23 protein-coding genes are annotated in these 24,048 nt (G+C 37.0%); 17 read left to right on the top strand and 6 right to left on the bottom strand.

What is annotated here, in order from left to right; translation table 11 throughout:
- Nucleotides 1-896: 896 nt before the first annotated feature.
- From A8L44_RS02970 to sdaAA, 6 genes are all read left to right on the top strand, one after another.
- Entirely contained in the window at nucleotides 897-1,130 is a 234-nt protein-coding gene (locus tag A8L44_RS02970; RefSeq protein WP_066101290.1) for a DUF3953 domain-containing protein, read from the top strand.
- A gap of 268 nt (nucleotides 1,131-1,398) precedes the next feature.
- Nucleotides 1,399-1,926, top strand: coding sequence for a YceI family protein (locus A8L44_RS02965; RefSeq protein ID WP_066101287.1), 528 nt, complete (start codon nucleotides 1,399-1,401; stop codon nucleotides 1,924-1,926).
- A gap of 135 nt (nucleotides 1,927-2,061) precedes the next feature.
- Nucleotides 2,062-3,045 carry a ring-cleaving dioxygenase gene (locus A8L44_RS02960; RefSeq protein WP_066102346.1) on the top strand — a complete coding sequence of 328 codons (984 nt, stop codon included), beginning with the start codon at nucleotides 2,062-2,064 and terminating at the stop codon, nucleotides 3,043-3,045.
- A gap of 307 nt (nucleotides 3,046-3,352) precedes the next feature.
- Complete coding sequence (locus A8L44_RS02955; RefSeq protein ID WP_066101283.1) at nucleotides 3,353-4,024, top strand: helix-turn-helix transcriptional regulator; 672 nt, start codon at nucleotides 3,353-3,355, stop codon at nucleotides 4,022-4,024.
- Between the two features lie 143 nt (nucleotides 4,025-4,167).
- Complete coding sequence (sdaAB, locus tag A8L44_RS02950; protein ID WP_066101280.1) at nucleotides 4,168-4,827, top strand: L-serine ammonia-lyase, iron-sulfur-dependent subunit beta; 660 nt, start codon at nucleotides 4,168-4,170, stop codon at nucleotides 4,825-4,827.
- Nucleotides 4,828-4,860: 33 nt separating this feature from the next.
- A complete protein-coding gene (gene sdaAA / locus A8L44_RS02945; RefSeq protein WP_066101277.1) occupies nucleotides 4,861-5,766 on the top strand; it encodes an L-serine ammonia-lyase, iron-sulfur-dependent, subunit alpha in 906 nt (301 codons plus the stop codon).
- Between the two features lie 93 nt (nucleotides 5,767-5,859).
- Here sdaAA and A8L44_RS02940 read toward each other — a convergent pair whose 3' ends face one another.
- Entirely contained in the window at nucleotides 5,860-7,401 is a 1,542-nt protein-coding gene (locus A8L44_RS02940) for a multicopper oxidase family protein (protein WP_066101276.1), read from the bottom strand.
- A gap of 53 nt (nucleotides 7,402-7,454) precedes the next feature.
- Between A8L44_RS02940 and A8L44_RS02935 the strand changes: the two genes are divergently transcribed.
- From A8L44_RS02935 to A8L44_RS02925, 3 genes are all read left to right on the top strand, one after another.
- Complete coding sequence (locus tag A8L44_RS02935; RefSeq protein ID WP_139063792.1) at nucleotides 7,455-7,685, top strand: hypothetical protein; 231 nt, start codon at nucleotides 7,455-7,457, stop codon at nucleotides 7,683-7,685.
- Between the two features lie 41 nt (nucleotides 7,686-7,726).
- On the top strand, nucleotides 7,727-8,266 hold the full coding sequence (locus tag A8L44_RS02930; RefSeq protein WP_066101271.1) for a PadR family transcriptional regulator: 540 nt from the start codon (nucleotides 7,727-7,729) through the stop codon (nucleotides 8,264-8,266).
- A 558-nt stretch (nucleotides 8,267-8,824) separates the two neighbouring features.
- Nucleotides 8,825-10,474 carry a catalase gene (locus tag A8L44_RS02925; RefSeq protein ID WP_066101268.1) on the top strand — a complete coding sequence of 550 codons (1,650 nt, stop codon included), beginning with the start codon at nucleotides 8,825-8,827 and terminating at the stop codon, nucleotides 10,472-10,474.
- Nucleotides 10,475-10,615: 141 nt separating this feature from the next.
- On the opposite strand, the gene A8L44_RS02920 is transcribed toward A8L44_RS02925, so the two are convergent.
- A complete protein-coding gene (locus tag A8L44_RS02920; RefSeq protein WP_066101265.1) occupies nucleotides 10,616-11,191 on the bottom strand; it encodes a hypothetical protein in 576 nt (191 codons plus the stop codon).
- A gap of 554 nt (nucleotides 11,192-11,745) precedes the next feature.
- On the opposite strand from A8L44_RS02920, the gene A8L44_RS02915 reads away from it, so the two are divergent.
- Complete coding sequence (locus A8L44_RS02915) at nucleotides 11,746-12,261, top strand: CueP family metal-binding protein (RefSeq protein WP_066101261.1); 516 nt, start codon at nucleotides 11,746-11,748, stop codon at nucleotides 12,259-12,261.
- A gap of 220 nt (nucleotides 12,262-12,481) precedes the next feature.
- On the opposite strand, the gene A8L44_RS02910 is transcribed toward A8L44_RS02915, so the two are convergent.
- On the bottom strand, nucleotides 12,482-13,750 hold the full coding sequence (locus A8L44_RS02910) for a hypothetical protein (protein ID WP_066101257.1): 1,269 nt from the start codon (nucleotides 13,748-13,750) through the stop codon (nucleotides 12,482-12,484).
- A 240-nt stretch (nucleotides 13,751-13,990) separates the two neighbouring features.
- On the opposite strand from A8L44_RS02910, the gene A8L44_RS02905 reads away from it, so the two are divergent.
- Genes A8L44_RS02905 through A8L44_RS02885 form a run of 5 tightly spaced genes read left to right on the top strand, consistent with a single transcriptional unit; the run spans nucleotide 13,991 to nucleotide 18,558 of the window.
- Nucleotides 13,991-15,169, top strand: a complete 1,179-nt coding sequence (locus A8L44_RS02905; RefSeq protein ID WP_066101254.1) for a M20 metallopeptidase family protein — start codon at nucleotides 13,991-13,993, stop codon at nucleotides 15,167-15,169.
- 11 nt (nucleotides 15,170-15,180) lie between these two features.
- On the top strand, nucleotides 15,181-15,990 hold the full coding sequence (locus A8L44_RS02900; protein ID WP_066101251.1) for a VOC family protein: 810 nt from the start codon (nucleotides 15,181-15,183) through the stop codon (nucleotides 15,988-15,990).
- Nucleotides 15,991-16,012: 22 nt separating this feature from the next.
- Nucleotides 16,013-16,987, top strand: a complete 975-nt coding sequence (locus A8L44_RS02895; RefSeq protein ID WP_066101248.1) for an aliphatic sulfonate ABC transporter substrate-binding protein — start codon at nucleotides 16,013-16,015, stop codon at nucleotides 16,985-16,987.
- 15 nt (nucleotides 16,988-17,002) lie between these two features.
- A complete protein-coding gene (locus tag A8L44_RS02890) occupies nucleotides 17,003-17,770 on the top strand; it encodes an ABC transporter permease subunit (protein WP_066101245.1) in 768 nt (255 codons plus the stop codon).
- 17 nt (nucleotides 17,771-17,787) lie between these two features.
- Nucleotides 17,788-18,558, top strand: coding sequence for an ATP-binding cassette domain-containing protein (locus A8L44_RS02885; protein WP_254654681.1), 771 nt, complete (start codon nucleotides 17,788-17,790; stop codon nucleotides 18,556-18,558).
- Between the two features lie 379 nt (nucleotides 18,559-18,937).
- Here A8L44_RS02885 and A8L44_RS02880 read toward each other — a convergent pair whose 3' ends face one another.
- Entirely contained in the window at nucleotides 18,938-19,516 is a 579-nt protein-coding gene (locus A8L44_RS02880; RefSeq protein WP_066101239.1) for a hypothetical protein, read from the bottom strand.
- A gap of 212 nt (nucleotides 19,517-19,728) precedes the next feature.
- Here A8L44_RS02880 and A8L44_RS02875 point away from each other — a divergent pair, with 212 nt between their 5' ends.
- Nucleotides 19,729-20,355: a TetR/AcrR family transcriptional regulator gene (locus A8L44_RS02875; RefSeq protein WP_066101237.1), complete on the top strand. Its 627-nt coding sequence runs from the start codon at nucleotides 19,729-19,731 to the stop codon at nucleotides 20,353-20,355.
- A 189-nt stretch (nucleotides 20,356-20,544) separates the two neighbouring features.
- On the opposite strand, the gene A8L44_RS02870 is transcribed toward A8L44_RS02875, so the two are convergent.
- Together A8L44_RS02870 and A8L44_RS02865 are read right to left on the bottom strand one after the other, a co-directional pair.
- Complete coding sequence (locus tag A8L44_RS02870) at nucleotides 20,545-21,000, bottom strand: CoxG family protein (RefSeq protein WP_066101234.1); 456 nt, start codon at nucleotides 20,998-21,000, stop codon at nucleotides 20,545-20,547.
- Between the two features lie 87 nt (nucleotides 21,001-21,087).
- Nucleotides 21,088-22,716 (bottom strand): FAD-binding protein, encoded by a 1,629-nt coding sequence (locus A8L44_RS02865; RefSeq protein ID WP_175354222.1) that lies wholly within the window; start codon nucleotides 22,714-22,716, stop codon nucleotides 21,088-21,090.
- Between the two features lie 793 nt (nucleotides 22,717-23,509).
- Here A8L44_RS02865 and A8L44_RS02860 point away from each other — a divergent pair.
- Nucleotides 23,510-23,944 (top strand): nucleoside 2-deoxyribosyltransferase, encoded by a 435-nt coding sequence (locus A8L44_RS02860; RefSeq protein ID WP_066101231.1) that lies wholly within the window; start codon nucleotides 23,510-23,512, stop codon nucleotides 23,942-23,944.
- Nucleotides 23,945-24,048: the final 104 nt, after the last annotated feature.

Raw genomic sequence — 24,048 nt, 5'->3', positions numbered from 1 at the left:
TAAAGCAAGTCATTGTCTCTATGTTTTTTTAGTCATTGATTCGTTTTTAATCATTCCACTTGGGCATTAATTATTGATAATTTGAGATAAATCCAGTATTCGCAAGTAGAATCATACTTCTTTCAAATGGTGAGAGAACGAAACTTTGCTATTTTTATGCTTGTTTCGTAGGATCCAACACCTGTATATCCTTTTGGCGGGATAGTCCATTGCATTCGTAAATAATCAGCAATTTTGTATCCCTCCTGTCAGTACACCTCCACCATACTAACCAGTCAGTCTGTTTTTCACTATAACAAAATATTTCTTCTTGTGTAAGTAATTTGTTTTTTTTGTGACAATATTTTTATAATTGATCTTTTTATGTATTAGGAGTTTTATGCATGGGGGTAAAAATGAAACCTTGCTATATCAAGGATGAATCAGTATATAAATCTATTAAAAATGTATCCCCTTACATTTATAGCAGGGTAAACATGCACTAAATTGGGAAGTGGATTGTATTTTTTTAGTAATTCATATACCGAATTTTATTATTTCAAAATAATATAAGCGGTGGTTAGATTAACTGGTTATTAGTGATGGTTTCATACAGCGGGGTAGTTTATTCTATCTAAATTCAACTATTGATAAATATTCATTGATAGGTAGTTCCCGATTTATTATCCTCTGAATACCTATTTCACTACTGGCCACCAAGAAAATAGTAAATAAAATCATCCTGTGATACATAATTATTTAAGATGTGAAATATTTGAAAATGAAAAGGTTCTGCTTTCTGATTAAATAAAGTTTTACATCTTTAAGAACTGTATAGAATAAAAAAGGATTAACGGCATTAGGAGTCGAAAAGCTATAGTAATAGGTTGTTACTAGGATATAAGGAGTATGGAATCATGCTGAAAATTTTACGCTATGTTTTTTCAACGGTAGTTTTAATATTTGTATTATACGGATTTATTACAAGAAGCTTTGCGTACCAACCATTTATGATTTTTTTCTTAGGGTTAATGATGTTAATCATCGGATTAGAAGAATATCAAAAAGGACGAAAACTTTTTAGTTGGGTGAGTCTAGGTGGATTTTTGTTTGCCATGTATGTAGCAATTGAAGGTTTTATACTGAATTAACAATCTGCAGTAGGATCTTTTTGGCGCTTTCAGATTTATGATCAATATGTGATCACATCTTACATTTCAGATTACATTGTGAGTAATCATATTGTTTAGAGATTTGGCATAAACTGATCCATATCCACATTGGTAAAAAATCCTGAATAAATTGACAAGAAAATGTACTCGTGTTAAATTTATCCTTAATTAAAGAATTTTGAATTCGAGGTATATTGCATTTTACATAAAGTCTCGAATTCGAAATAAAAGTATTGGAGGAATAACAATGGCAAAATGGATAGTTGACCAGTCTCATTCAACAATTGGCTTTGCAGTGAAACATATGATGGTATCAAAGGTAAAAGGAAAATTTGATACGTATACAGCAGATATTGAAGCCGCGGATTTAACAGATTTGACAACAGCTCAAATTGCATTTCAATTTGATCCAGCAAGTATTAACACTTTTTCAGAAGATCGTGATACACACTTGAAATCTGCTGAATTTTTTGATGTGGAAGCATATCCTACAATCGAATTTAAATCTACAAGCATTACAAGATCTGGGGATGACTATAAAGTAACTGGTGATCTGACTATTAAGGATGTAACAAAGTCAGTTACATTCGATGTCGAATTTGGCGGAAAAGGCAAAAATCCTTGGGGAGTTGAAGTATACGGTTTTGAAGGGGACGCGAAGATTAACCGAGAAGATTTTGGTCTTACTTATAATGCAGCACTTGAAACGGGCGGCGTTTTAATTGGTAAAGATATTAAAATAGAAATAGAATTAGAGATTAACCCGGCAGCATAAGTTTAATCGTTCTTCTAAGGGGAAATAAAGAAGGATAATGTCTTCTAAAGAGGGTAATTTATGAGTGATTCCGCTCTTTTTTTATCCAATATCTCGAATTCGAGATAAATAGTTAACGGGGGTATAGATATGATATTGAATGAATTAAAAGGATTGCACCATGTGACTGCGATTACGAGCAGTGCAGAAAAAATTTATGAATTCTTTACAGGGGTTCTTGGTATACGCTTAGTGAAGAAAACCGTCAACCAGGATGATATTAAAACGTATCATTTATTTTTTTCAGATGATGTCGGCTCCCCGGGTACAGATATGACTTTCTTTGATTTCCCTAGTATTCCAAAGGGAATTCACGGGAACAATGAAATTTCGAAAACATCTTTCCGAGTTCCAAGTGACGCAGCTCTAGACTATTGGATTAAACGGTTTGATAAATACGAAGTTAAACATACAGGAATTCAAGAATGGTTCGGCAAAAAAACAGTGTCCTTTACTGATTTTGATGATCAGTCATATCAACTAATTTCTGATCAGAGTAATGAGGGAGTAGCTTCCGGAACGCCTTGGCAAAAGGGGCCTGTCCCATTGGAATATGCTATTACAGGATTGGGTCCAATATTTATTCGTACCTCTAATTTCGATTATTTAAAAAAACTTATGGAAGAGGTTTTGTTGTTTAGAGTGTTAGACAGCCATGAATCTTATCATTTGTTTGAAATGGGCGAAGGAGGCAATGGAGCACAGGTTATTGTAGAACACAATACAACTCTTCCACAGGCACAGCAAGGCTTTGGTACAGTTCACCATGTGGCATTTCGCGTGAATGACCGCTCAGAGCTGAAGGATTGGCAAAAACGTTTGCAGGCATTTAATATACCCAATTCAGGTTATGTAGAACGTTATTATTTTGGTTCACTCTATGCAAGATTGGCACCGCATATTTTATTTGAATTTGCAACGGACGGTCCTGGATTTATGGAGGATGAACCATACGAAACTCTTGGAGAAAAATTATCCTTGCCGCCATTTTTAGAAGAAAAACGAGAACAAATTGAAAGTATAGTTCGATCCATTAATACGGTTCGCAGTACCTTAACGTTTGAAAAAGAATACTTGTAAAGAGTAAGAACAACATAATCGGCAATTCATTATAAGCAACTAAGATGAGATTGAAAACTAAGATACTATTTCAGGGCTAATCGTAAATTTCGATTAGCCCTTTTATCTTTAATAGTGAATCTAGTTTTCTATATAAGGAAGATAGATTATTTGAAAATTGTTACAATATTTTTGTAACTATTACAATTTTATTTAAATTATACCAAATTCATGTTATGATATCTGAGTTAACAAATAAAGCCATTTTTGATTAAATTTTATTTATTTTAGAATGATTTGAAACCGTTTGCGTTTAGGGAGTGAGAGTATGGCGATAGATCCGAATGCACCGATTTTTAATATGGCGATACGCACAGCAGATATGATTGTTAAAATGTTTGGGCCGCGCTGTGAAGTGGCGGTACATGATTTTGCAGATTTAAAAAAATCTCTTGTCTATTTAGCCGGCAATGTTACAGGAAGAGAAATAGGTAGTCCATGTACGGATTTAGTATTAAACGAATTGACTAAACCTGTATCTGACATAGAGGATATTCCAAACTATAAAACCAGATTGATAAATGGAATCACAATGAAATCATCGACCATTTTTCTGCGGGATGTGGAAAATCATGTTATTGGGGCTATTTGCATTAATTATGATATTTCAATGATGATTCAATACGAGGCAGAAATTCAGGATTTCATTTCTTTTACTGAAACAGAAGAGAAGTCTGAAAACTTTTATTCGACCGTACAGGAAGTCATTCAAGATATGGTTGATCAAGTTTTATCCGGTTTTAAGAAACCGCCATCCATGTTGAGTCTAGAAGAGAAAATAGAATGTGTAAGATTATTACAGGAAAAAGGTGCTTTCCTAATTAAAGGTTCAACAGACTATTTAGCATCCGTTTTAGGAGTATCGAAGTTTACAATCTATAATTATTTGCAAAAAATACGCACACAAATAGATTACCAATTAGAATATCAGGTGAAATAAAGGAATCTATTACTTGTCGATTAAGGATTTTTGCACTATTTAGCTAAGCTTCTAATAGAATGAAAGCGATGGGGCTTTGGCTGGAAGTATCTGAAGAAAAGTAAGCTATCTAAAAAGCAGATTGAAAAAAGGAGAAAAACATAATGAAGTATCGATCAGCATTTGATATAATTGGTCCGGTTATGATTGGCCCATCCAGTTCACATACAGCAGGAGCTGCCAAAATAGGAAGAGCAGCCAGAACTATATTTAGCAAACAACCAAAGCGAGCAATCATTTCGTTATACGGTTCTTTTGCAAAAACCTATAAAGGTCATGGAACAGACTTAGCCTTAATTGCTGGTTTACTGGATTTTGATACCTTTGATGAGCGTATTCCAGATGCATATAAATTCGCTGAACAGGCAGGAATGGAAGTTCAATTTCTGGTTGAAGAGGCTGTAGTTGAACATCCTAATACGGTTAAAATAAATTTGTTTGATGATGGAGATAAAAAGTTAGAATTAGTCGGCATTTCCATTGGTGGTGGAACGATTGAGATAACTGAAATAAATTCGTTTAAATTAAAGCTGTCAGGTGGGCAGCCAGCTATATTGGTTATTCACAGGGATCAATTTGGGCTGATATCATCCGTTACAAGTGTATTAGCTAAAAATGAGATTAATATCAGCCATATGGAGGTTTCGCGTAAAGAACGGGGAGACATCGCAATTATGGTAATTGAAATGGATCAAAAGCTCGGAGAAGAAATCATAGAAGAGCTTAGTTCATTGCCAAACGTAAACCATGTAATCCGTATGTAAAATTAAATACTGACAGCAAGAGGAGGAAAGAATATGTTTCGAAATGTGGCCGAGCTTGTAGAGCTGGCACAATCCAATAATGTTAAAATTTCCGAAATTATGATTAGGCAGGAAATGGAAGTGTCCGAGCGATCAAGAGAAGATATTATTGCTCAAATGGATGAGAACCTCGCAGTTATGGAACGGGCGGTAGAGAGAGGTCTTAATGGTGTTAAATCTCATTCGGGATTAACCGGAGGAGATGCGGTGTTATTACAAAACTATATTAATTCAGGTAAATCTCTATCTGGTAAACTTTTATTAGATGCTGTCAGCAAAGCAGTGGCAACCAATGAAGTAAATGCAGCAATGGGAGTTATTTGTGCCACACCAACAGCAGGTTCAGCCGGCGTTGTTCCTGGTACATTATTTGCCGTTAAAGAACAGTTGAATCCGACTAGAATGGAAATGATTGAATTCTTATTTACGACAGCAGCGTTCGGTTTTGTAGTAGCAAATAATGCATCCATCTCTGGTGCAGCTGGGGGTTGCCAGGCAGAAGTTGGATCAGCTAGTGCCATGGCGGCAGCTGCCATAGTGGAGATGGCTGGTGGAACACCGCAGCAATCCGCAGAAGCTTTTGCAATTACTATGAAAAATATGCTTGGGCTTGTATGTGACCCAGTCGCCGGGCTTGTGGAAGTTCCGTGTGTTAAACGAAATGCGATGGGAGCTTCAAATGCAATAACAGCAGCTGACATGGCGTTGGCAGGGGTAACAAGCCGTATCCCATGTGATGAAGTAATCAGTGCGATGTATGAAATCGGAAAGTCCATGCCATCTGCATTACGGGAAACAGCAGAAGGCGGACTTGCAGCCACTCCAACAGGCCGCAGATTGGAAGAAGAAATCTTCGGAAAACCAAAAGCTAAATTAGTAGATTACTTGTTGGCAAAATAATAAGAAGCGTCTGTCCGCATCAAGTTAAGATGCAGGCAGGCGCTTTTTAAATGGTTGTGAGTGTGGTCCTGAAATTAAATGGGAAGGAATCCATTAATCTTCTTTATGTGGATCTATAATCATGTAAGGCCTCATCATGTCATAATCTTCATGTTCCAGAACGTGACAATGCCAAACATACGAGCCGCTATATGGAGAGAAGCGCATGATCAAGCGGGTAATCTCTCCAGGAGGGACAGCAACTGTGTCTTTCCAACCGTATTCATTTGGCTTTGGAGGCTGTGCAGGTCCAGTAAAGATAATGGTTCGATCCTCGTTATAACGATCCAAATCAAATGGCCGGCGATCGAGTATTTGGAATTGGATTAAATGGATATGAATTGGATGAGTAACGTTTGTAAGATTCATTAAGCTCCAAATCTCAGTCGTATCTAATCGTGGTTTTTCTGTCACTGGATCCATCCACATTTTATTATCGAGTAAAAGCAGAGTACGGCTGTATTGGTCGGTTGTACTTACTAATTTGAGGTTGCGAATGGCCGATATATTGTTGTGTTTTAAAGAGGGTACATAGGATAATCTGTTGGGAATATGGCTATTGTCCTGGCTGGAAAGTGGCTGATTTACCCTGAATTGAAGGATATCACCTGTTTGATCAGCTGGGTCTGTATTAGGTCCAAGATTATTTTTTAGCGTGATGGTTTTGCCTTCATATTGGCTAAAATCGACGATGACATCCATTCTTTCTGCAGGTTCAATTAGAATGCTGTCCATCATTACTGTTTTTGGCAATAAACCGCCATCAGATCCAATTTGATAAAAAGATTGTCCGGAATCAAGTTCCATTTGGTAACCGCGTGTATTCGAACCATTCAAAATACGAAAACGATATTTGCGTGGCTCCACTTCTAAAAACGGCCATACCTTCCCATTTACAAGAATAGTATCTCCAAGAAAGAACGGTCTGATGGAAGGGTTTGGTAAACCTTCTGCGGGATTATCCGGCTGGCTTGGATAAAATAAAGAGCCGTCATCGTTGAATGTCCGGTCCTGTATCAATAGGGGAATTTCAAAAGAACCGCTTGGCAGTTTCAGCGATTTTTCCTGTTCATCCCGAATAATATACATTCCGGCAAGACCAGCATATACATTCAGTCTGGTAATGCCCATGGCGTGATCATGATACCAGAGGGTAGCTCCACGCTGATTGTTTGGATATTCATATACTTTTCTTGTGAAAGCTTCGCCAACTTCCTTGAAATTATTTGTAAACCAGGCATCCGGGTATCCATCACTATCGGGACGGGTTTCGCTGCCATGTAAATGTGTAACTGTTCGAACCTCCGGCATATGTTCTAGATGATGGAATGTTTTATCGACAGGGAGAAAATGCTTGTCAGGAAGATTATTCTTCCATTTAACCTTTACAACCTCCCCCTGCTTGGCTTCTATAGTAGGCCCGGGATATTGGTTGTTATAACCCCATAAGCGAGTTGGCGGTAAATCTCGGTGTAGCTTTTGTTGAAACTCCTGCATTCTTACTTCATAATATGTTCCGCCTCGACCATTCTCCTTGGGATTCAGGGTTTTCATAATTTGGAGTGGATCCACGAACTTTTCCAGTTTTGGACTCATGTTGTCGGTCTCCTTTTTCACAATATACATTAGACTATGATGAACAGGATGGTTTGAAGTGGTCATTTGGACTAGTAAAGAGAGATAAATTAGTGAGAATAGCGGAGCGGCGATTGTTTAAAGAAAATGCATTGAAATTTTTAGCAATAAAAAAGGGAACAACAGACTGGCTGAAGTTCCCTGAATCTATTTATTTGAGTACCTTCCACAAATCAGTTCCAGTTGAGAATGATGAAGCAATAAATGAAACCGAAAATGAGAAGACTGCTGAAATGCCTGCTTAATTTTGCTAAAATAAAGATAATTATGCTGAAGGAGCTTAGAAATGGCTATCCAAATCTTTATATTAAGCAAACTAATGGAGGATAATAATTATCCTTATAAATTAAAAAAGCAGCTTTCAGAGCCAATTCCATTGGATCAATTAGGTGGATTAACAGAAAGCAAACTGTACTATCACTTTGAATCGTTGGCTAAACAGGGATTGGTTGAACAAGTTGAAGTTATAAAAGAGGAACATCGTCCAGATAAACAAGTTTTTGCGATTACGGATAAGGGACGTGAAGAGCTTCCTAAGAAAATATACAAACTGTTGGAAAATGCCGAGGATATCAGTGATATGGTAGTAGGTATTGCTAATATCAGGTATGTCGATCGTGATCGGGTTCTAACTATTCTTAACAAGAAATCAGAGCATATCCGTGCTCAATGGATGCATATTAAAGATTTTGAAAAAAAGGTTGAAGTAGACGAGGAAAACAAGAACCTTGTAGAGTTTATAGGGGAGTATGTGACTGCTAGAGTAGATCATACTATTTACTGGTTGGAAGAGTTAATCAAACAGATCAAACAGAGGAAAATATAAATTAACAGGAACTATATTTTTTTGAAAAATTACAAAAGATTTGGAGATTTTAAGGCACCACAAATGTTAGAGTCTACTAACAATTGTGGTGCCTTTTATATGCTGCCTAATAAAGTGTTGGCGATACCTATCTAGAAGGAGAGGTGTTCTATAAAAATGAAATATAGATTGGTCAGCTTCTCACCAATAAACTCCTATATTTTATTTCTACTAGAATTGGACACAAAGATTTTCTCATTTATAAAGGTACATATATTTATGGTTCTTTTATCTACTTCACAGAATTATCATTCACCATACAACATTAGATAACTGCTGTTATTTAAAATTCTGGTAGAAATATAGGATAAATTTCATGTATTTTTTTTGAAAAAAGAGGTTTAAAACTTAGAAATACCATATCATTTGCAATCTTTTTAACCTGTAATTTATAGTAATAATAGAAGTTGTTTATAATTATTATAGATTGAAATTAATTCCAAAGATGGTACTCCTTAATACTGTATATTCATCATACAGGGGTTATAAGGAGAGCTATTAAAAGAGGAGGTTTTCAGTATGGCAGAGAACAAAGATCATAATGGTTCAAAGAAAGAAGAAATGAAACGCGAGACTTTGACAACTCGTCAGGGCCATCCAGTAACGGATAACCAAAATATCCGCACAGTCGGAAATCGTGGACCTGCAACACTTGAGAACTATCACTTTATTGAAAAGATTTCCCACTTTGACCGTGAGGAAGTACCTGAGCGTGTCGTTCATGCTCGTGGTGCAGGAGCATTTGGATATTTCGAAACATATGGAAAAGTTGGCGATGAGCCAGTAGAAAAATATACTCGTGCAAAAGTATTTTCCGGTGCTGGAAAACGTACCCCATTAATGGTTCGTTTCTCTACAGTGGCAGGTGCAAAAGATTCATCTGAAACAGCACGTGATCCACGTGGATTTGCTGTTAAAATGTATACAGAAGACGGTAACTGGGATTTGGTTGGGAACAACCTTAAAATTTTCTTTATCCGTGATGCAATGAAATTCCCTGATATGATTCATGCATTTAAAGTGGATCCAGCTTCAAACGTGGCAGATCCTAGAAGGATGTTTGATTTTGTTTCCCGCACACCTGAAGCAACACATATGATTACATTCCTATTCTCTCCATGGGGTATTCCAGCAACATACCGCCACATGCAGGGATCTGGTGTAAATACGTATAAATGGGTAAATGATAAAGGCGAAGCAGTGTTGGTTAAATATCACTGGGAGCCAAAACAAGGAATTCGTAACTTGACACAAGAAGATGCAGATTCTATCCAGGCTAAAACAACTGCCCATGCAACACAGGATTTATATGAAGCGATTGAACGTGGAGAATACCCTGAATGGGAGTTATATGTACAAATTATGGAGGATGATTATCATCCTGAACTTGATTTTGATCCTCTTGATGATACTAAACTATGGCCAGAGGACAAATTCCCATGGTTGCCAGTTGGTAAAATGGTATTAGATCGTAATCCGGTCGATTATCATGCTGAAATTGAACAAGCTGCCTTCGGTACTGGAGTTCTTGTTGATGGTATGGATTTCTCAGACGATAAAATGCTGCAAGGACGTACATTCTCCTACTCTGATACACAACGTTATCGTGTAGGACCGAACTATCTTAAATTGCCAGTGAATGCACCAAAAGTGCCAGTTCGCACTAATCAGCATCGCGGCCAAATGGATGTTCGCGATCCAAAAGAATCCGGAGATAATCCGCATATTAACTATGAGCCATCTATGGTTGGCGGATTCCAGGAAGCAAGTAAAGAAGAACGTCCGCAACACCGTCCAACATACAATGCTGCAGTCATGAGTGAACCAATTGACCGTCCTAACAACTTTGGTCAAGCAGGTGAAACATATCGCAGCTTTGAGGATTGGGAACGTGATGAGTTAATTAACAACCTATCCAATGCTCTTGCAATTTGTGATAAACGTATTCAAGATGCCATGGTGGAATACTTCACTCAAGCAGATGAAGAATATGGACGCCGTGTAAGAGAAGGCATCGAAATGAAAATGAAAGAATTAGCAGAAATGAAGGAAGAATCTGCAGTACCAGGCCGTGAAGCAGGTAAATCCAGATTCGGTCAAGGTACGGCAGCAGCAATGGAAGCAACAAAAGATGCTGTGAAGAAAAGCCATGAGGCTGATCCATATTAATAGATGGACTAAAAGAAACTGCCAGTCAATTTGACTGGCAGTTTTTTAATGACGATTTGTTATTGAAGCAATAGAAGTAGTTAGAGATAAATGATAGAAAGAGAGGATTCCCTTTATTAAATCGCCTTCCCAATATGATAATTAGGAACTTTGGTTTTCAGAATCTTCATACATGATTTCGTTCATATCTTCAATCAATTGCTTCAAGTCTTCCTGATGTCTTAATGCAGCAAAACGCAAAGAAGATACAAATAGAGGATAAATATAAGTGAGGCTGATAAATTCCAGATAATCATAGAGGTTGCTGGCCTCTTCGGGATCTATAGCCACCCCTATTGAAATCATATAATCATAATCTTCTTCTGCAGCATAAGCGATTTCAAACATTTGGTGACCAGCATTATTATTAGCTTGTTCTGCTACTTTTTCCATTTCCTCCATTAAATAATCAATATTGACGCTTAAATAGAGGGCAGCTTGCGGAAGGAAATTATAATCAGCATAGAGTACTAAACAACCGTCTCCTTCACCTTCTTCCCAGATTGGATACAGGGTAGGTGATAATCCTGGAAAAGGAAAATCGGGTACTTCCTCAAAATGAAAATATGTTTGCTTAGCTCTTTTCCCATAGCTTACTAGATCTTCATAACTGATCTCTTTAGCCAGTTTTCCACTAACAGAATTTCCTTGCCCAGTTTTAATCATCGCTCTTTTCATTAGCCTTCCACTCCTTTGTAATTTGTTCGTTTATCCCTTTTTTCCAGCGTGCTAATCATAGAAAACATTGAACATGTGTTTGGCAACAAATTAAAACTACTGAGGTGTTTATCTCTAGCTCATCTTTAAAAAGCTAAAATCTAACCTAAATAAACGTCATTTCATGGGATAGGAAGGAATGACTTTTTTAGTGATGTAGTATTGTATTTTAAATTGATTGGCAAACTTATGTAAGATCCTCAAGGAGTACAGTCTAGCAGAGCAGGATTGCTAAGATTTGTATTCTCATTTGTTAATATATGTAATATTATGACAGCTGAGAAATCAAACATAAAGAGAATCTACGAAAATCAATCAATATTTTGGAAAATATTTAACTAAAATAGATAGCATTATAAAATTGTAAAAGAATTGTTGGTATACGCTGGCTTGCAAAACCTTGTGAGGGCTCTTTCATTTTTTAAATGACTATAAATGTTAACAATTACAGAAATATAAATCTATTAGTATGTTAAAATATTCCTGTATAGAATTAGTGTACAGGAGTTGAAAAGATGAAAAAAGCTTTATTTATCATGATCAGTTTATGGTCCATTTTTTTGTTGATGGGATGTAATTCGGAAGAGGAAAGTAAAGAAGAAGGACAGGATATAAGGGAAATGGTTCAAGAATATAGTACAGGGAGTTTTGAGAATGTCTCTGCGTCCATTACATCACATAAGTTAATTGTGAAGGATGATAAGGAGAAATCCTATGATCTTTCTGAGGAAGAATTTTTTGTTTCCATTGCACCCTATGTAAAAGAGACTCATCCATGTGAAATCCACAGTTTAACAGGCTGCCAGGGGGAACTGGTTAATAAGGAATTCAATGTATATATTCAAGATGAAGATGGCAAGGTCATTATTGATGAAGCCATGACTTCATTGGAAAATGGGTTTATAGATATCTGGTTACCACGGGAGAAAACCTATCAGGTAAGAATTAACTATGGAGAAAAAATATCTGAAACGACGATTTCTACCTTTAAGGACGACAATACCTGCATTACTACAATGCAATTAATATAGGTGTCAATTCAGAAATACGTTTGAGATTAACTATCCGCTGATTTTTTTATCTATACAAATATAAAAGTAGAGAGTGAACTAAAGGAAATAAATTGGGAATTACAACAAAAATTCAAAAAAAATCTACAAAGATTCCACCCCATAAGCAAAAGTAAAATCCGCCAATTTAAACGATGGGCGGATTTTTTATATCAATGATTTATCTATTTGGTTACTGTGCTTACAAATCATTTAACGAGATAATATCCCCGCTCGAGGCGCGTACTCCATAATGACAATCTAATAGTCCGCATAATATATATTTATTTTGCTGAGAATCAAAGACATAACGAGGTGTCAGCTCAAAATGATCTTTAATTTTTTGATAAGCTTCGTTTTTATTGACCAAAACTTCTTCTGAGCAAGAAAAATGACCAAATTGATCAATAAAAGGCTGATTATCCATGTAATTAATAGCTTGCAAACTCTTCGCATCAAAAATAATCATAAGCTTTCTATGAAAAACACATTTAGTGTCTTCTTGATTTAATCGTAATATTGCGTGGATGTATCCTTGATCACGGTGTAGAGTTTTCAGTGTCCAATTTCCTGTTTCATTTGAGTATACCTGGCGCAAAAATTCAGTGACCCCTACTATACATTTTTCTTCCTCAGCTTTACTAATTGGGAATGAATCCGGGCTCTGCTCATTGGATATTGCTTGCTCGATTGTTACATCCCAACTCAATTTAAGTTCCTGTCTTTCAAATGGTTTGAGGTTGGGTTCATCCCAATATATGGGTTTGTTTATTTCTAAGGGTCTCATATCTTTGTTGAAATCTAATGGGATTACAGATTTCTGTTCATTTGTAACATAAATTTCCTCCACGCCATAAACGGGGATGAGTTGTTCCGATTCAAAGGATGGGAAATTGAGTAACTTTAATTGTTTCCATGCAAGGTGTTCTATTGATTCAAGAGATAGTGTGTATACTTCTTTCTTTATCATTTCATTGGGTGGAAATAGACCATGTTTAGAGTAGAGGGTGAGGTTACCATTATGATCTACAATCACTTTAATATGACCCGAGGGAGAAAAATATATATCTTCAAAGCATGCTTCAAAGTTAAATTCCCCATTTTCTTCTTTATGCAATTTAAAGTGCTTCCCATATGACAAACCAGTTTCTTGTTCAATCCAGTTTACAACGGTGTCTCTATTAACTTCAGTAAATCTAAAGCCGTTTGCATAAGAAATGTCACCTACAAAAATTACTCTCTCATATCTTAGGCTATTAATATCTAATTCAATAACTGCTGTGCCCTCAGGGTTAAGTTCTTCTTCCTCTTGTTCCTCCACATGATTAGGAAACCACTCCATTTCAAGAAAATATACCGTCTCATTTAAGATATTTAACTTGCGAGATAATGAATGTCGTTTCAAATAATAATTATCCAAACCAAATTTAGCTCTGGTAGAATCAATTAATTCGTTTATTTTTATATTCATATTTTGCACCTACCCCTTTATAATCAGAACGCATATTACCTTAATTATACAGAAGAGTGAGCTTTAGGTTATAAATTATTAATTCTTCGATTATTAGTAATAACAATAATTCATACAAAACATAGCTAATTAGTTGGAATTGACTATTGACGTAATGTTTGGATAAATTGTAAGATTATTCTTAATCATTAATTTGATAGCTCGGATTTAAAAAATTTAAGCAGTATTTGAGGTGTTCAAATGACAGAACGATTTTATGACCAATTAAGTAAAGATTTTGAGGAAATGGTTTCCTGGAGGAGATATTTACATCAAAATCCGGAATTGTCATTTCAAGAGTCCAACACTGCTAAATTCATTGCAGATAAGCTGCGAAGCTTTGGGATCAACGTGAAGGAGCAGGTTGGAGGAAATGGAGTGATCGGTGTTATTGAGGGCAATCATCCGGGAAAAACCATTGCTTTCCGAGCTGATTTTGATGCTTTACCAATCCATGATGAAAAGAACGTTGAGTATAAATCAAGTGTTGACGGAGTCATGCACGCTTGCGGTCACGATGGACATACATCGGCTTTACTTGCGGTAGCGAAAGTATTAAACAATCATCGCAATCAATTAAAGGGGAAAGTAGTTTTATTATTTCAACATGCGGAGGAGAAGCCACCAGGCGGTGCAAAATTTATGATAGAAGAGGGTGCTTTGGATGGTGTGGATTTCATCTTTAGTGGGCATCTTGCGACTGATTTGCCTGTGGGGAAGATAGCAACAAGACCGGGTCCTGTCATGGCATCTGTTGACGCATTTAAAATCACCTTGCAGGGGGTAGGAGGGCATGGTGCAAGACCGCATCAAACCATTGATACTGTAGCAATTGGGAGCAGGTTGGTTACAAATCTGCAGGAGATAGTCAGCCGCCGTGTTGATCCAGTTGAACCGGCTGTTGTAACGGTTGGAAGCTTCCATGCTGGAAATGCCTTTAATATTATTGCAGATTCGGCCGTTTTGGAAGGAACTGTTCGCGCTATGAACTCGAATGTTCGTCAACAAATCGAGTTCGAAATTCGTGCCATTCTGGATGGGATGAAGGTTGCTGATAGAATTGAGTATTCATTAGAGTATATCCACGGATATCCAGTCCTGGTCAATCATAAAGAGGAAGCCTTATTAATTGAAAAATTAGTAAAAGAAACGATTTCTTTGGATGCCTTTGTTGAAAAAGACATCGTCCTTGGAGCTGAGGATTTTGCTTATTATCTGGAAGAGAGACCAGGGGCATACTTCCATGTTGGAGCACATAATGAACAGGCAGAAACACAGTTCCCTCACCATCATCCGCGATTTGATTTTGATGAAAAGGCATTGCTGCAGTTAAGCCGTATTTTTCTACAATTAGCTAATCATTATTTAGTAACAGACTAGGGGGAAGATTTATGTTTCAATTTGACCATCTTGTTCACTTTGTTAATAGCCCAGTAGAGGCAATAGAGCAGTTTCGCGATGTTGGCTTACACGCTGTTGAAGGCGGTAAGCATGAGAGTTTAGGTACATATAATTCTCTTAGTTATTTTGATTTAAGTTACATAGAATTGATCGGTGTTTATGACAAAGAGGCAGTAGTATCTTCCTCTGGTATGAAATATAGCTTAAGGGAAACATTGAAGAACGATCAATTCGTAGAAGGATTATCAAGGATCGCGCTGCGTTCCAATGATTTAGAAAGTGTTGCGGAGAGGTTTCGTCAACATGGATTGGATGTATATGGGCCGCACCCGATGAGTCGAAAAAGACCCGATGGAAGTGTGGTCAGCTGGAAGCTATTATACGCAGGGAAACAGGGAGCAAAACTAGATTTACCATTCTTTATTGAATGGGATCAAAAAGACGAAGAACGCAAACAGGATTTAAAAGATCGATCTGTCATCGCAAAGCATGAAAAAGGTGACATTCATTTATCATACGTAGGATTTGCTGTTCAAAAGCATGATGAAACAGCGAAAAAATGGGCTGAATATTTAGATTTGCAGGAAGGAGAAACCTTTATCGATTCTTCATTGAATGCTACTGGAAAAAGGCTGCATGTAATGGGTGGAGATATTGTTTTATTTAGCCCGAATGGAGAAGGCCGTGTATCCGACATTTTAAATAAAAGAGGAGAAAAGCCATTTTTAGTCCAATTTAGCGGTGCCGGACAGGATGAAGAGGTCCAAATTTCAAAAGCAATCTATAGATTTTCAAAATAAATGAAGATAAGGGTGGGGACCTATGAAAAAGCGTACATCAAACTACTTAATCGGAATTCTATTACTGGTTGGTGTATTATTCATCACTGGATGCGGAAAAGAAAGTTCAAGTAACGCTTCAAAAAATGGAGATAAAGAGATTACGATCGGCTATCAAAAAGGGAATACACTACATATTTTAAAAGAATCTGGCTATCTGGAAGATACCTTGAAAGAAAAAGGGTACAAAGTGAAATGGGAAATGTTTACACATGGCGGAACATTGTTAGAAGGATTATATGCCGGTGCCATTGACTATGGACACGCTGCTGACGGATCCGGAATCTTTGCTCAAGCCTCCGGTAAACCACTTGTATATGTAGGGGCAGATGCACCAAATCCTGAAGGTGTTGGATTGATGGTTTTAAAGGAATCAGGGATTACTTCGATTGAACAGTTAAAAGGAAAAAAGATAGGGGTTTTAAAAGGTGGTAATCATCATTATTTAGCGGTACTGGCAATTGAAAAGGCCGGTCTGTCGGTTGATGATGTGGAGTGGGTATATCCGGAGGATGCTGCGCAGGGAAGATCCATTTTTGAAACGAAAAAAGTGGATGCTTTGGCATCCTATGACCCATTCTTTGCTGCTGCTGAAGTTGAATTAGATACGATCACATTTACAGAAAACGTGGATTATCAATATCCCAATCGTACGTTCTACTATGCAACGCCAGACTTTGCGAAAGAGCATTCAGATTTAGTTGATCTTATTTTAGAAACTACGGATAAATCAGACCAATGGGCAAATGAAAATAAAGATGAAGTAGTCAAGATTATGTCCAAGGCATTGGGGATTGACGAAAAGATCGTGAAAAAGCAGTTGGATCGTCGAACATTCGGAGCAACGAAATTAACTCAGGAGATTGTGGATACACAGCAAAAACAAGCTGATAAATATTTTGAAATTGGTTTGATACCGAAAGAACTCGATGTTTCTAAAGATATGCCAATCAACTAAAAAGGAATGAAGACAATGAATCATAAAATAGTTAGGAATATTGAGCCCTGGATTATTCCAGTTATCATCCTGATTGTCTGGGAAGTCGTCGCCAGATTAGAAATTGTTAATGCTTCCCTTTTTCCTGCCCCTATCAGTGTATTAATTAGTGGTTGGGAGTTACTCGCGAGCGGTGAATTGGTCACTCATATTGGGGCAAGCTTAGGGCGCGCTGTTGTTGGGATGGTGATTGGCGGACTAATCGGTTTTGCACTTGGTATATTTAATGGCCTTTCAGATCGCTCCTATCGTTTAACAGATACGAGCATTCAAATGCTACGCAATATACCGCACTTAGCATTATTGCCGCTCGTCATTGTTTGGTTGGGAATTGACGAAGGTGCAAAAATATTTCTGGTTGTATTAGGTGTGTTGTTCCCTGTCTATGTTAATACATTCCACGGCATTCGTAATGTGGATCCAGGACTAGTTGAAATGGGGAAAATGTATAAATTAAAGGGATGGAGATTATTTAAGGAAATTCTTCTGCCTGGTGCACTTCCTTCCATCTTCGTTGGTTTACGATATGCTCTCGGTGTAATGTGGTTAACCTTAATCGTTGCTGAAACAATTCCAACACAAGTAGGAATTGGCTATTTAGCAACGAATGCAAGGGAATTTATGCAAACGGATATCATTATATTAAGTATTGTAATCTATGCGTTACTGGGTAAACTGGCAGATATCATTGCCCAATTAGGTGAGAAAAAAGCGCTGAAGTGGAACGTAAGCTACAACAAATGAAGGAGGAGGTGGTAAGAGTGAGTAAGCTGGCAGCTGTAAAGTGGGAGAGTCAGAAAGAAATAGTTAATGATCAGGCGATTCAGATTGAAATCAATGATGTTAGCAAGCAATTCGGTGACAAAGAGGTATTAAAAAATATACAGCTAACCATTGAAAAAGGAGAGTTTGTAGCCATCATTGGGAAAAGTGGAAGTGGGAAAAGTACGCTTTTAAGACTTGTCGCAGGACTAGAGACTTTAACAAGCGGAGAACTGCTATTTAATGGAGTAGCATCCAATCAATCAACTGCCAATGTGACGATGATGTACCAGGATTCAAGATTGTTGTCATGGAAAAACGTTGTTGATAATGTAGGGCTCGGTCTTGATGGGAATTGGCAAGCAAAAGCAGAGGAAGTGTTGGACGCAGTTGGCTTATTATCGTTCAAGGATCAATGGCCGTCTACATTATCAGGAGGACAAAAACAACGTGTCGCTTTAGCGCGTGCGCTCATTCATGAACCATCTTTGCTCATGCTGGATGAACCATTAAGCGCTCTTGATGCATTTACAAGGATGGAAATGCAAAATTTAATCGAAACCCTCTGGCAACGAACTGGATTTACTGCTTTACTCGTCACTCATGACGTAAGAGAAGCAATTCGTCTGGCAGACCGGATAATCCTTATACAGGATGGTTATGTATCAATGAATGTAAAAGTCGATGCACCTAGACCGCGACAATTTACAGACAATAAGTTAACGTTATTGGAGGATAAGGTCCTGCAGCGAATTATGCAGGGGGAGTAGAAATAAAGCACGTCATTATTTTGGGGAATAAACTTGAAGAGATAAACGGTATAATCAAACAACTAAAATGTAGAACAATAAAGAATTTATAAAAATGAAATTATATTGCTATTTGATGGATCTCCCCAAAAGTTAAAGTTGGATTCTAACTTTTGGGGATCATTTTTTTGGAGAGGTCTTCTTCTACTATCTTGTATCATCATGTAAGATCTGTGAAGTAACTTAAACCAGAAGTTATATGTTACGGTTACTCACGGTAATTCAGTATACAACGTGGAATATCAGAAAAACAGGTTCTTAACTGGTGTGTATATTCGGTATATCTTCAAGCACTGTATACCAATTACTATGCAGTAATCTGTTGCTATGTCCTAAAGAGTTAAAGGGCTTTATCCTGACTCTTTATATCCTCATTAAGTGCATCGTATTTGATGACTCCGTTCTCTGCCATTAGAATATAATTATCTGGATTTGCAGGGTTGAGCAGGAACACAAGGTATTCTGGTCCCAGTTCACCACTAAGTTTAGCTATTGAGTCAGCCAGATAGTTCCAGTCGTCCTTCGACATTTTACCGGTTAAAATCATTTCCATTTCCACAATAAAGTTCGGATCGGTCGGCAGAATCAGGAAGGCTTTTAATTCTGCGTTGTACTCCACCTTGGCAATTCCTTGGTATGCGTCTTGAAGGATTGACAGAGCGACTTGAGGGTCAATGGGCCCCTTTTGTACTGGGGGAGGGGCTTCCTCTTTAGGCTCCACGGCTGGGGGAGCTTCTTCTTTAGGTTCCTCAATTGCAGGTGCCTCTTCTTTAGGCTCTTCTACTGAGGGAGCTTCCTCTTTAGGTTCCACTGCTGCAGGAACTTCTTCTTTAGGCTCTCCCTTCGGCTTAACTACCTCTTCTTCACCACAAGCAACCAACAGACCAACAAGACCAGCAAAAAGAATCAGTTTTTTCAAGCTATATTCCTCCTTCTGAAAATACGTTATTCAGTTAGGGGATGTTTTGCTCATCACTTTCGACTATTTCTGAACTGCTTGTTTCAACATTTAATTAAACATTTCAAGCTAGTTGTTATTACACTTTATGGCATAGTGTTATGGAGTGTATATAACCTACTAACGGCCTTCTTTTAATAAAAGTAGTATAATATTGTTTGGTGGGTGATGAAATGGATAAAAAATTGGAGAGACGCAAGAGGATGGTTAAAGCTGCTAAAGAATTATTTGCAGAGCATGGTTTTGAAAAAACAACCATGCAGAAAATTGCAGATGAATCTGGTGTAGGTGTGGCAACTCTATTTCGTTATTTTCCGAAAAAAGAGCATTTAATTATTGAAGTTATAAAAGAAGTCATAGAACAACAGGTACCAATTTTTGAGAAAATTATAGAATCTAACAAAACGGGTATAGAAAAAATGGATGACGTGCTAACTGCTTATATTATGTATATAAACGAAGAAAATAGCATATCATCAAAACTGTTGGAAGCTTTCGAAGTTTATATTGCATTTATCCAAATTGAAGTTGGATTGCTAGAAGAAATACATAAGGCCTACGGGAAAATTAGCGGCATCATTTTAAAAATTATTAATGAAGGTAAGAAGGATGGAAGCATACAGCTTTCACAAACCAATGAAGTGATTATAAGTACGATCATGAATATGTTCGGAACTGCTGTAAAGAAATATTCATTATATTCCTTAATACCAGAGGATGTTTTTATCTCTGCTCCTAAAAAGGAAAATTTAATTATAGTAAAGGATATAATTCTATCATACTTACAAAAAGGGAAGTAATAAGGGTTCCGTTATTTGAGATGTATGATTTATTAGTTTTTCTTATAAAATACTGCACAATAAATATTGTCATCATGGTTTCAAACTATGAAAGAAGAAAAAAAGACGCGTAATTTACACGTCTTTTTTTCTATCTTTTTATGATAAACAATCCTAAATAGAACTTTATATATGGGTAGATCGCTTCTATTATTTTTTTACTGTATTAATTTCAAGTAATTTATCTACAATTGCATCTGTTAGTTCCTGTGCTGTCTGTGGAACAAATTTGGTTAGTATTTGATTGACCATTGCACCCATCATACCGCCAGCAGTGATATCAAGATGTCCTGACATTTTAGTTGTCTTTTCGTCAATGACTTCGGCACGGAAATAGCCTCCGCCATTAAAGTTATCAGACAAACCTTTTAGATCAAAAATTACTTCGGATGGTTCATTCCATTCTTTAATATCGATTTGGAGCTTAACTGTCTTTTTCATAAACCCTAAGTCACCCTTGAATGCCCAAGTAGATTGGCGTTCACTTAAAATTTCATGGTCGATATATCCTGGAACAAGTGGAGCCCATTTGTTCATGTCATGAACAAATTCCCAAATTGTTTGAATATCTAATGGTACTTCAACTGTATGTGTTCCTTGCGGCATGATCTGCACCTTCCCGTTTCTGTATGGTTGTTTTATATGGTTATTGACGCAAATGAGTCATTATCTAAGAAAGTCTTTGTTTTTTTATTATGAATTGGCTGCGTGCTGTCCAGCTAAGAAGCCAAATACCATAGCAGGCCCGATTGTTCCGCCGGCACTTGGATAAATTGGGCCAAGTGGATTTCCTGAAGCATTTCCGGCAGCGTATAAACCTTTAATTGGTTCACCATTAAAGTTAACAACTTGTCCATTTTCATTGATTTTTGGTCCGCCATTCGTACCGAGTGCACCTAAATAGATAGGTAATGCGTAAAATGGACCTTTTTCAATTTTGCCTAGGTTTTTCTCAGGACTTCCGCCGCCATTTGTTAAGGCTTCAAACTGTATCGTACCGCGGTGGAAATCAGGGTCTTCACCTTGCTCACAATATTCGTTCCATTTTTGAATCTCCATTTCCAAACCGTCTGGATCAACACCAATTTTTTCAGCTAGCTCGCGAATAGTATCAGCTTGATCTACCCATTCAGGTGCAGGATCACCAGGTGCCATAGTAATAATGAGTTCGCTATCTTTTAGCTGTTGGTCAAAAATCATCCAGTTTGGTCCTTTGTTTGGAAACTCTACTTTTACTGGATCATAATTAAAGAAGGCTCTTGGCATATCGTTATAGGTTGTTCCTTCATGGACGAATCGGCGTCCGTATTTATTCACGATGATAGAGTTTGGACCATTACGGCCACCACCTAGCTGCGCCATTACATTATCTTCATATTCAAATGTTGGATCCACCATTGCTGGATACCACCATGCTTCACTCATATTTTCAAGTGCAGCGCCAGCCTTCATAGCCATTAAGAGTGCGTCTCCTTCATTACCAGGAGGGGTAACTGGATGAGTGAACTCAGCTTTTAAGAAGGCTTTGACTAATTGTTTATTCCATTCAAATCCGCCTGATGCTAGAATTACTCCTTTGCGTGCAGCGAAACGTAAAATTTCTCCATCTTTTGTTTCAGCGACAATTCCGACTACTTGTCCATCCTCGTCCATAATTAGCTCTTTACCAGCTGTTTCGATTAAGGTTTCGACGCCGCGATCCAAGCATGCTTTAAATAAAGAAGCGACTAATGAACGACCCATAGTAACAATATTATTTTGCATACGCTCAGCCACTAACTGGAAGTCAATTCCTCCAACGGCTCCGCCTTCTTCTAATGTCAGAGGAGGGAAAATTGGGTTTTGACGGACTAATGAACCCCATTCTCCAATTTCATTTAAATCAAATGGAGCAGGGTCTAATGAACGTGTCCCATGTTTTAATGCCTCATCCATACGTGCATAATATTCTGGATAAGATTTTGGAGAAACAAATTTGACAGGAGTATGATCATCTAAAAACTTAATGATTTCATGTCCTTTATCTACAAAAGTTTCAATCATAGAATCTTCTGCTCGGCCAAGTGCTAAGCGTTTTATGAAATTAATAGCATCTTCACGATTATCTTCATACCCTTTTTCTTTCATATAATGATTAAGTGGAATCCAAGGAACTCCACCTGAAAAAGCAGTTGTTCCACCGATTTGATGGGTCTTTTCTAACACAAGAACCTTGGAACCGCTTTCAGAAGCGGCCACAGCAGCTGTCAAAGCGGCGCCACCAGTCCCTAAAACGATTACATCTACTTCTTTGTCCCAATTAGTAGGTATTTTACTAGACAAAAAATCATCCCCTTTGCCATTTTTGATAGTGACACTATCAATAAATTGATTATCACCGATAATTCTAATTATTTCAAGTTATTTGTCTAATTTGTGAAAAAAATAATTTATCATGTTTCTAGAATGCAAAACTCCAACCTTATCAATAGTGGGATAAGAACAATAGAACCATCGGAATATGTCTTTTGGACTATGTGATAGAGAGAATATTTAAAGGGTAAGTGGTATAAACATGAACTAAGGTTGTTTAAATGGTGAATAGGGGAGTTTTAAATTGAAGGAGAGAGGTAGCTTTTTTATCACATTATTACATATTTTGATATGCTTAATGGTGGTAGGACTCTTAAATTTTACTGTTTCAACCGGATAGAGTGATGTTGGATTGCCAGGAGAAGAATCATTAAAAACTTATATCTCTATAACATTTTGTGCGCAGCTGATGATTCAAGTCCTACTCTATCTAACCTCTCGTTCAGTTAAAAGGAGAGGACATTCAACTTTTATCAATATTTGTTCTTTATTCTTAATTACAATTAGTTTTTTATTTTTTTATTTACTATATTATAGCGAGTTTTATTTACTATTAATAGTAAAAACGGTAATTATTACTCAATTAACAGATCATATCTTCGACCAAGCCAGTGCCGATTAGAAGTTTTTTCAGGACAATCTATGAATAGTAGAGTAATTTTTCCAATATATATATATGAATTAGTAGTTGATCAAAGCTTGTCATTTGATTCATATTCAAATATAATTCCTCTGTTAAAAAATAAGTTTTGCGGAGGACAACATGAATTTAAAAGGCAAGAAGATTTATTTAGCAAGTGGTTGGTTTAATGATAATCAGGCACAGCGACTTTCCAAAGCAGAAGAAGTTCTGCGAAATATGGGCTTTGACGTATTTAGTCCAAGAGAGCATCAATTTAAGGAATATGTGTACAATACACAGCCTTGGAGAGATGTAGTTTTTAAAAATGATGTAGACCATGTAAAAGATGCGGATCTCATTTTCGCGATATATGATGAAACGGATTCTGGGACAATGTTTGAGATTGGGTTAGCTTATTCAATTGGTAAACCTATCTTTGTCTTCCACGAGAAAGAAGAATATTGCAACTTAATGATCACAGAATCATTGCAAGCTTATTTTAAAACGTGGGAAGAAGTGCAGAATTATGATTGGACTACATGCCCATTGATTCGTTTTGAAGGAGAAGTAGAATAAGCATTTTTGCTAAGTAGTAAACTATTAATAATATGAATATCATTAAATTAAAAGCCGGTCTAAGACTGGCTTTTTTTATTTATGAAGCATAAATACCATTCTCT

The sequence above is a fragment of the Bacillus sp. FJAT-27986 genome (assembly GCF_001685035.1).
Taxonomy (GTDB): domain Bacteria; phylum Bacillota; class Bacilli; order Bacillales; family Pradoshiaceae; genus Pradoshia.
Note: the sequence above shows the minus strand (reverse complement) of the source record. Positions and strands in the feature narration are given on the sequence as shown.

What these genes read in the sequence shown, in the direction of transcription:
- A8L44_RS02930 (WP_066101271.1), top strand. Translation starts at nt 7,727, where the DNA reads ATGGCTATCCAAATCTTTATATTAAGCAAACTAATGGAGGATAATAAT.
- A8L44_RS02895 (WP_066101248.1), top strand. Translation starts at nt 16,013, where the DNA reads ATGAAAAAGCGTACATCAAACTACTTAATCGGAATTCTATTACTGGTT.
- A8L44_RS02900 (WP_066101251.1), top strand. Translation starts at nt 15,181, where the DNA reads ATGTTTCAATTTGACCATCTTGTTCACTTTGTTAATAGCCCAGTAGAG.
- A8L44_RS02905 (WP_066101254.1), top strand. Translation starts at nt 13,991, where the DNA reads ATGACAGAACGATTTTATGACCAATTAAGTAAAGATTTTGAGGAAATG.
- A8L44_RS02920 (WP_066101265.1), bottom strand. Translation starts at nt 11,191, where the DNA reads ATGAAAAGAGCGATGATTAAAACTGGGCAAGGAAATTCTGTTAGTGGA.
- A8L44_RS02925 (WP_066101268.1), top strand. Translation starts at nt 8,825, where the DNA reads ATGGCAGAGAACAAAGATCATAATGGTTCAAAGAAAGAAGAAATGAAA.
- A8L44_RS02965 (WP_066101287.1), top strand. Translation starts at nt 1,399, where the DNA reads ATGGCAAAATGGATAGTTGACCAGTCTCATTCAACAATTGGCTTTGCA.
- sdaAA (WP_066101277.1), top strand. Translation starts at nt 4,861, where the DNA reads ATGTTTCGAAATGTGGCCGAGCTTGTAGAGCTGGCACAATCCAATAAT.
- A8L44_RS02860 (WP_066101231.1), top strand. Translation starts at nt 23,510, where the DNA reads ATGAATTTAAAAGGCAAGAAGATTTATTTAGCAAGTGGTTGGTTTAAT.
- A8L44_RS02970 (WP_066101290.1), top strand. Translation starts at nt 897, where the DNA reads ATGCTGAAAATTTTACGCTATGTTTTTTCAACGGTAGTTTTAATATTT.
- A8L44_RS02870 (WP_066101234.1), bottom strand. Translation starts at nt 21,000, where the DNA reads ATGCCGCAAGGAACACATACAGTTGAAGTACCATTAGATATTCAAACA.
- A8L44_RS02890 (WP_066101245.1), top strand. Translation starts at nt 17,003, where the DNA reads ATGAATCATAAAATAGTTAGGAATATTGAGCCCTGGATTATTCCAGTT.
- A8L44_RS02940 (WP_066101276.1), bottom strand. Translation starts at nt 7,401, where the DNA reads ATGAGTCCAAAACTGGAAAAGTTCGTGGATCCACTCCAAATTATGAAA.
- A8L44_RS02915 (WP_066101261.1), top strand. Translation starts at nt 11,746, where the DNA reads ATGAAAAAAGCTTTATTTATCATGATCAGTTTATGGTCCATTTTTTTG.
- A8L44_RS02955 (WP_066101283.1), top strand. Translation starts at nt 3,353, where the DNA reads ATGGCGATAGATCCGAATGCACCGATTTTTAATATGGCGATACGCACA.
- A8L44_RS02910 (WP_066101257.1), bottom strand. Translation starts at nt 13,750, where the DNA reads ATGAATATAAAAATAAACGAATTAATTGATTCTACCAGAGCTAAATTT.
- A8L44_RS02875 (WP_066101237.1), top strand. Translation starts at nt 19,729, where the DNA reads ATGGATAAAAAATTGGAGAGACGCAAGAGGATGGTTAAAGCTGCTAAA.
- sdaAB (WP_066101280.1), top strand. Translation starts at nt 4,168, where the DNA reads ATGAAGTATCGATCAGCATTTGATATAATTGGTCCGGTTATGATTGGC.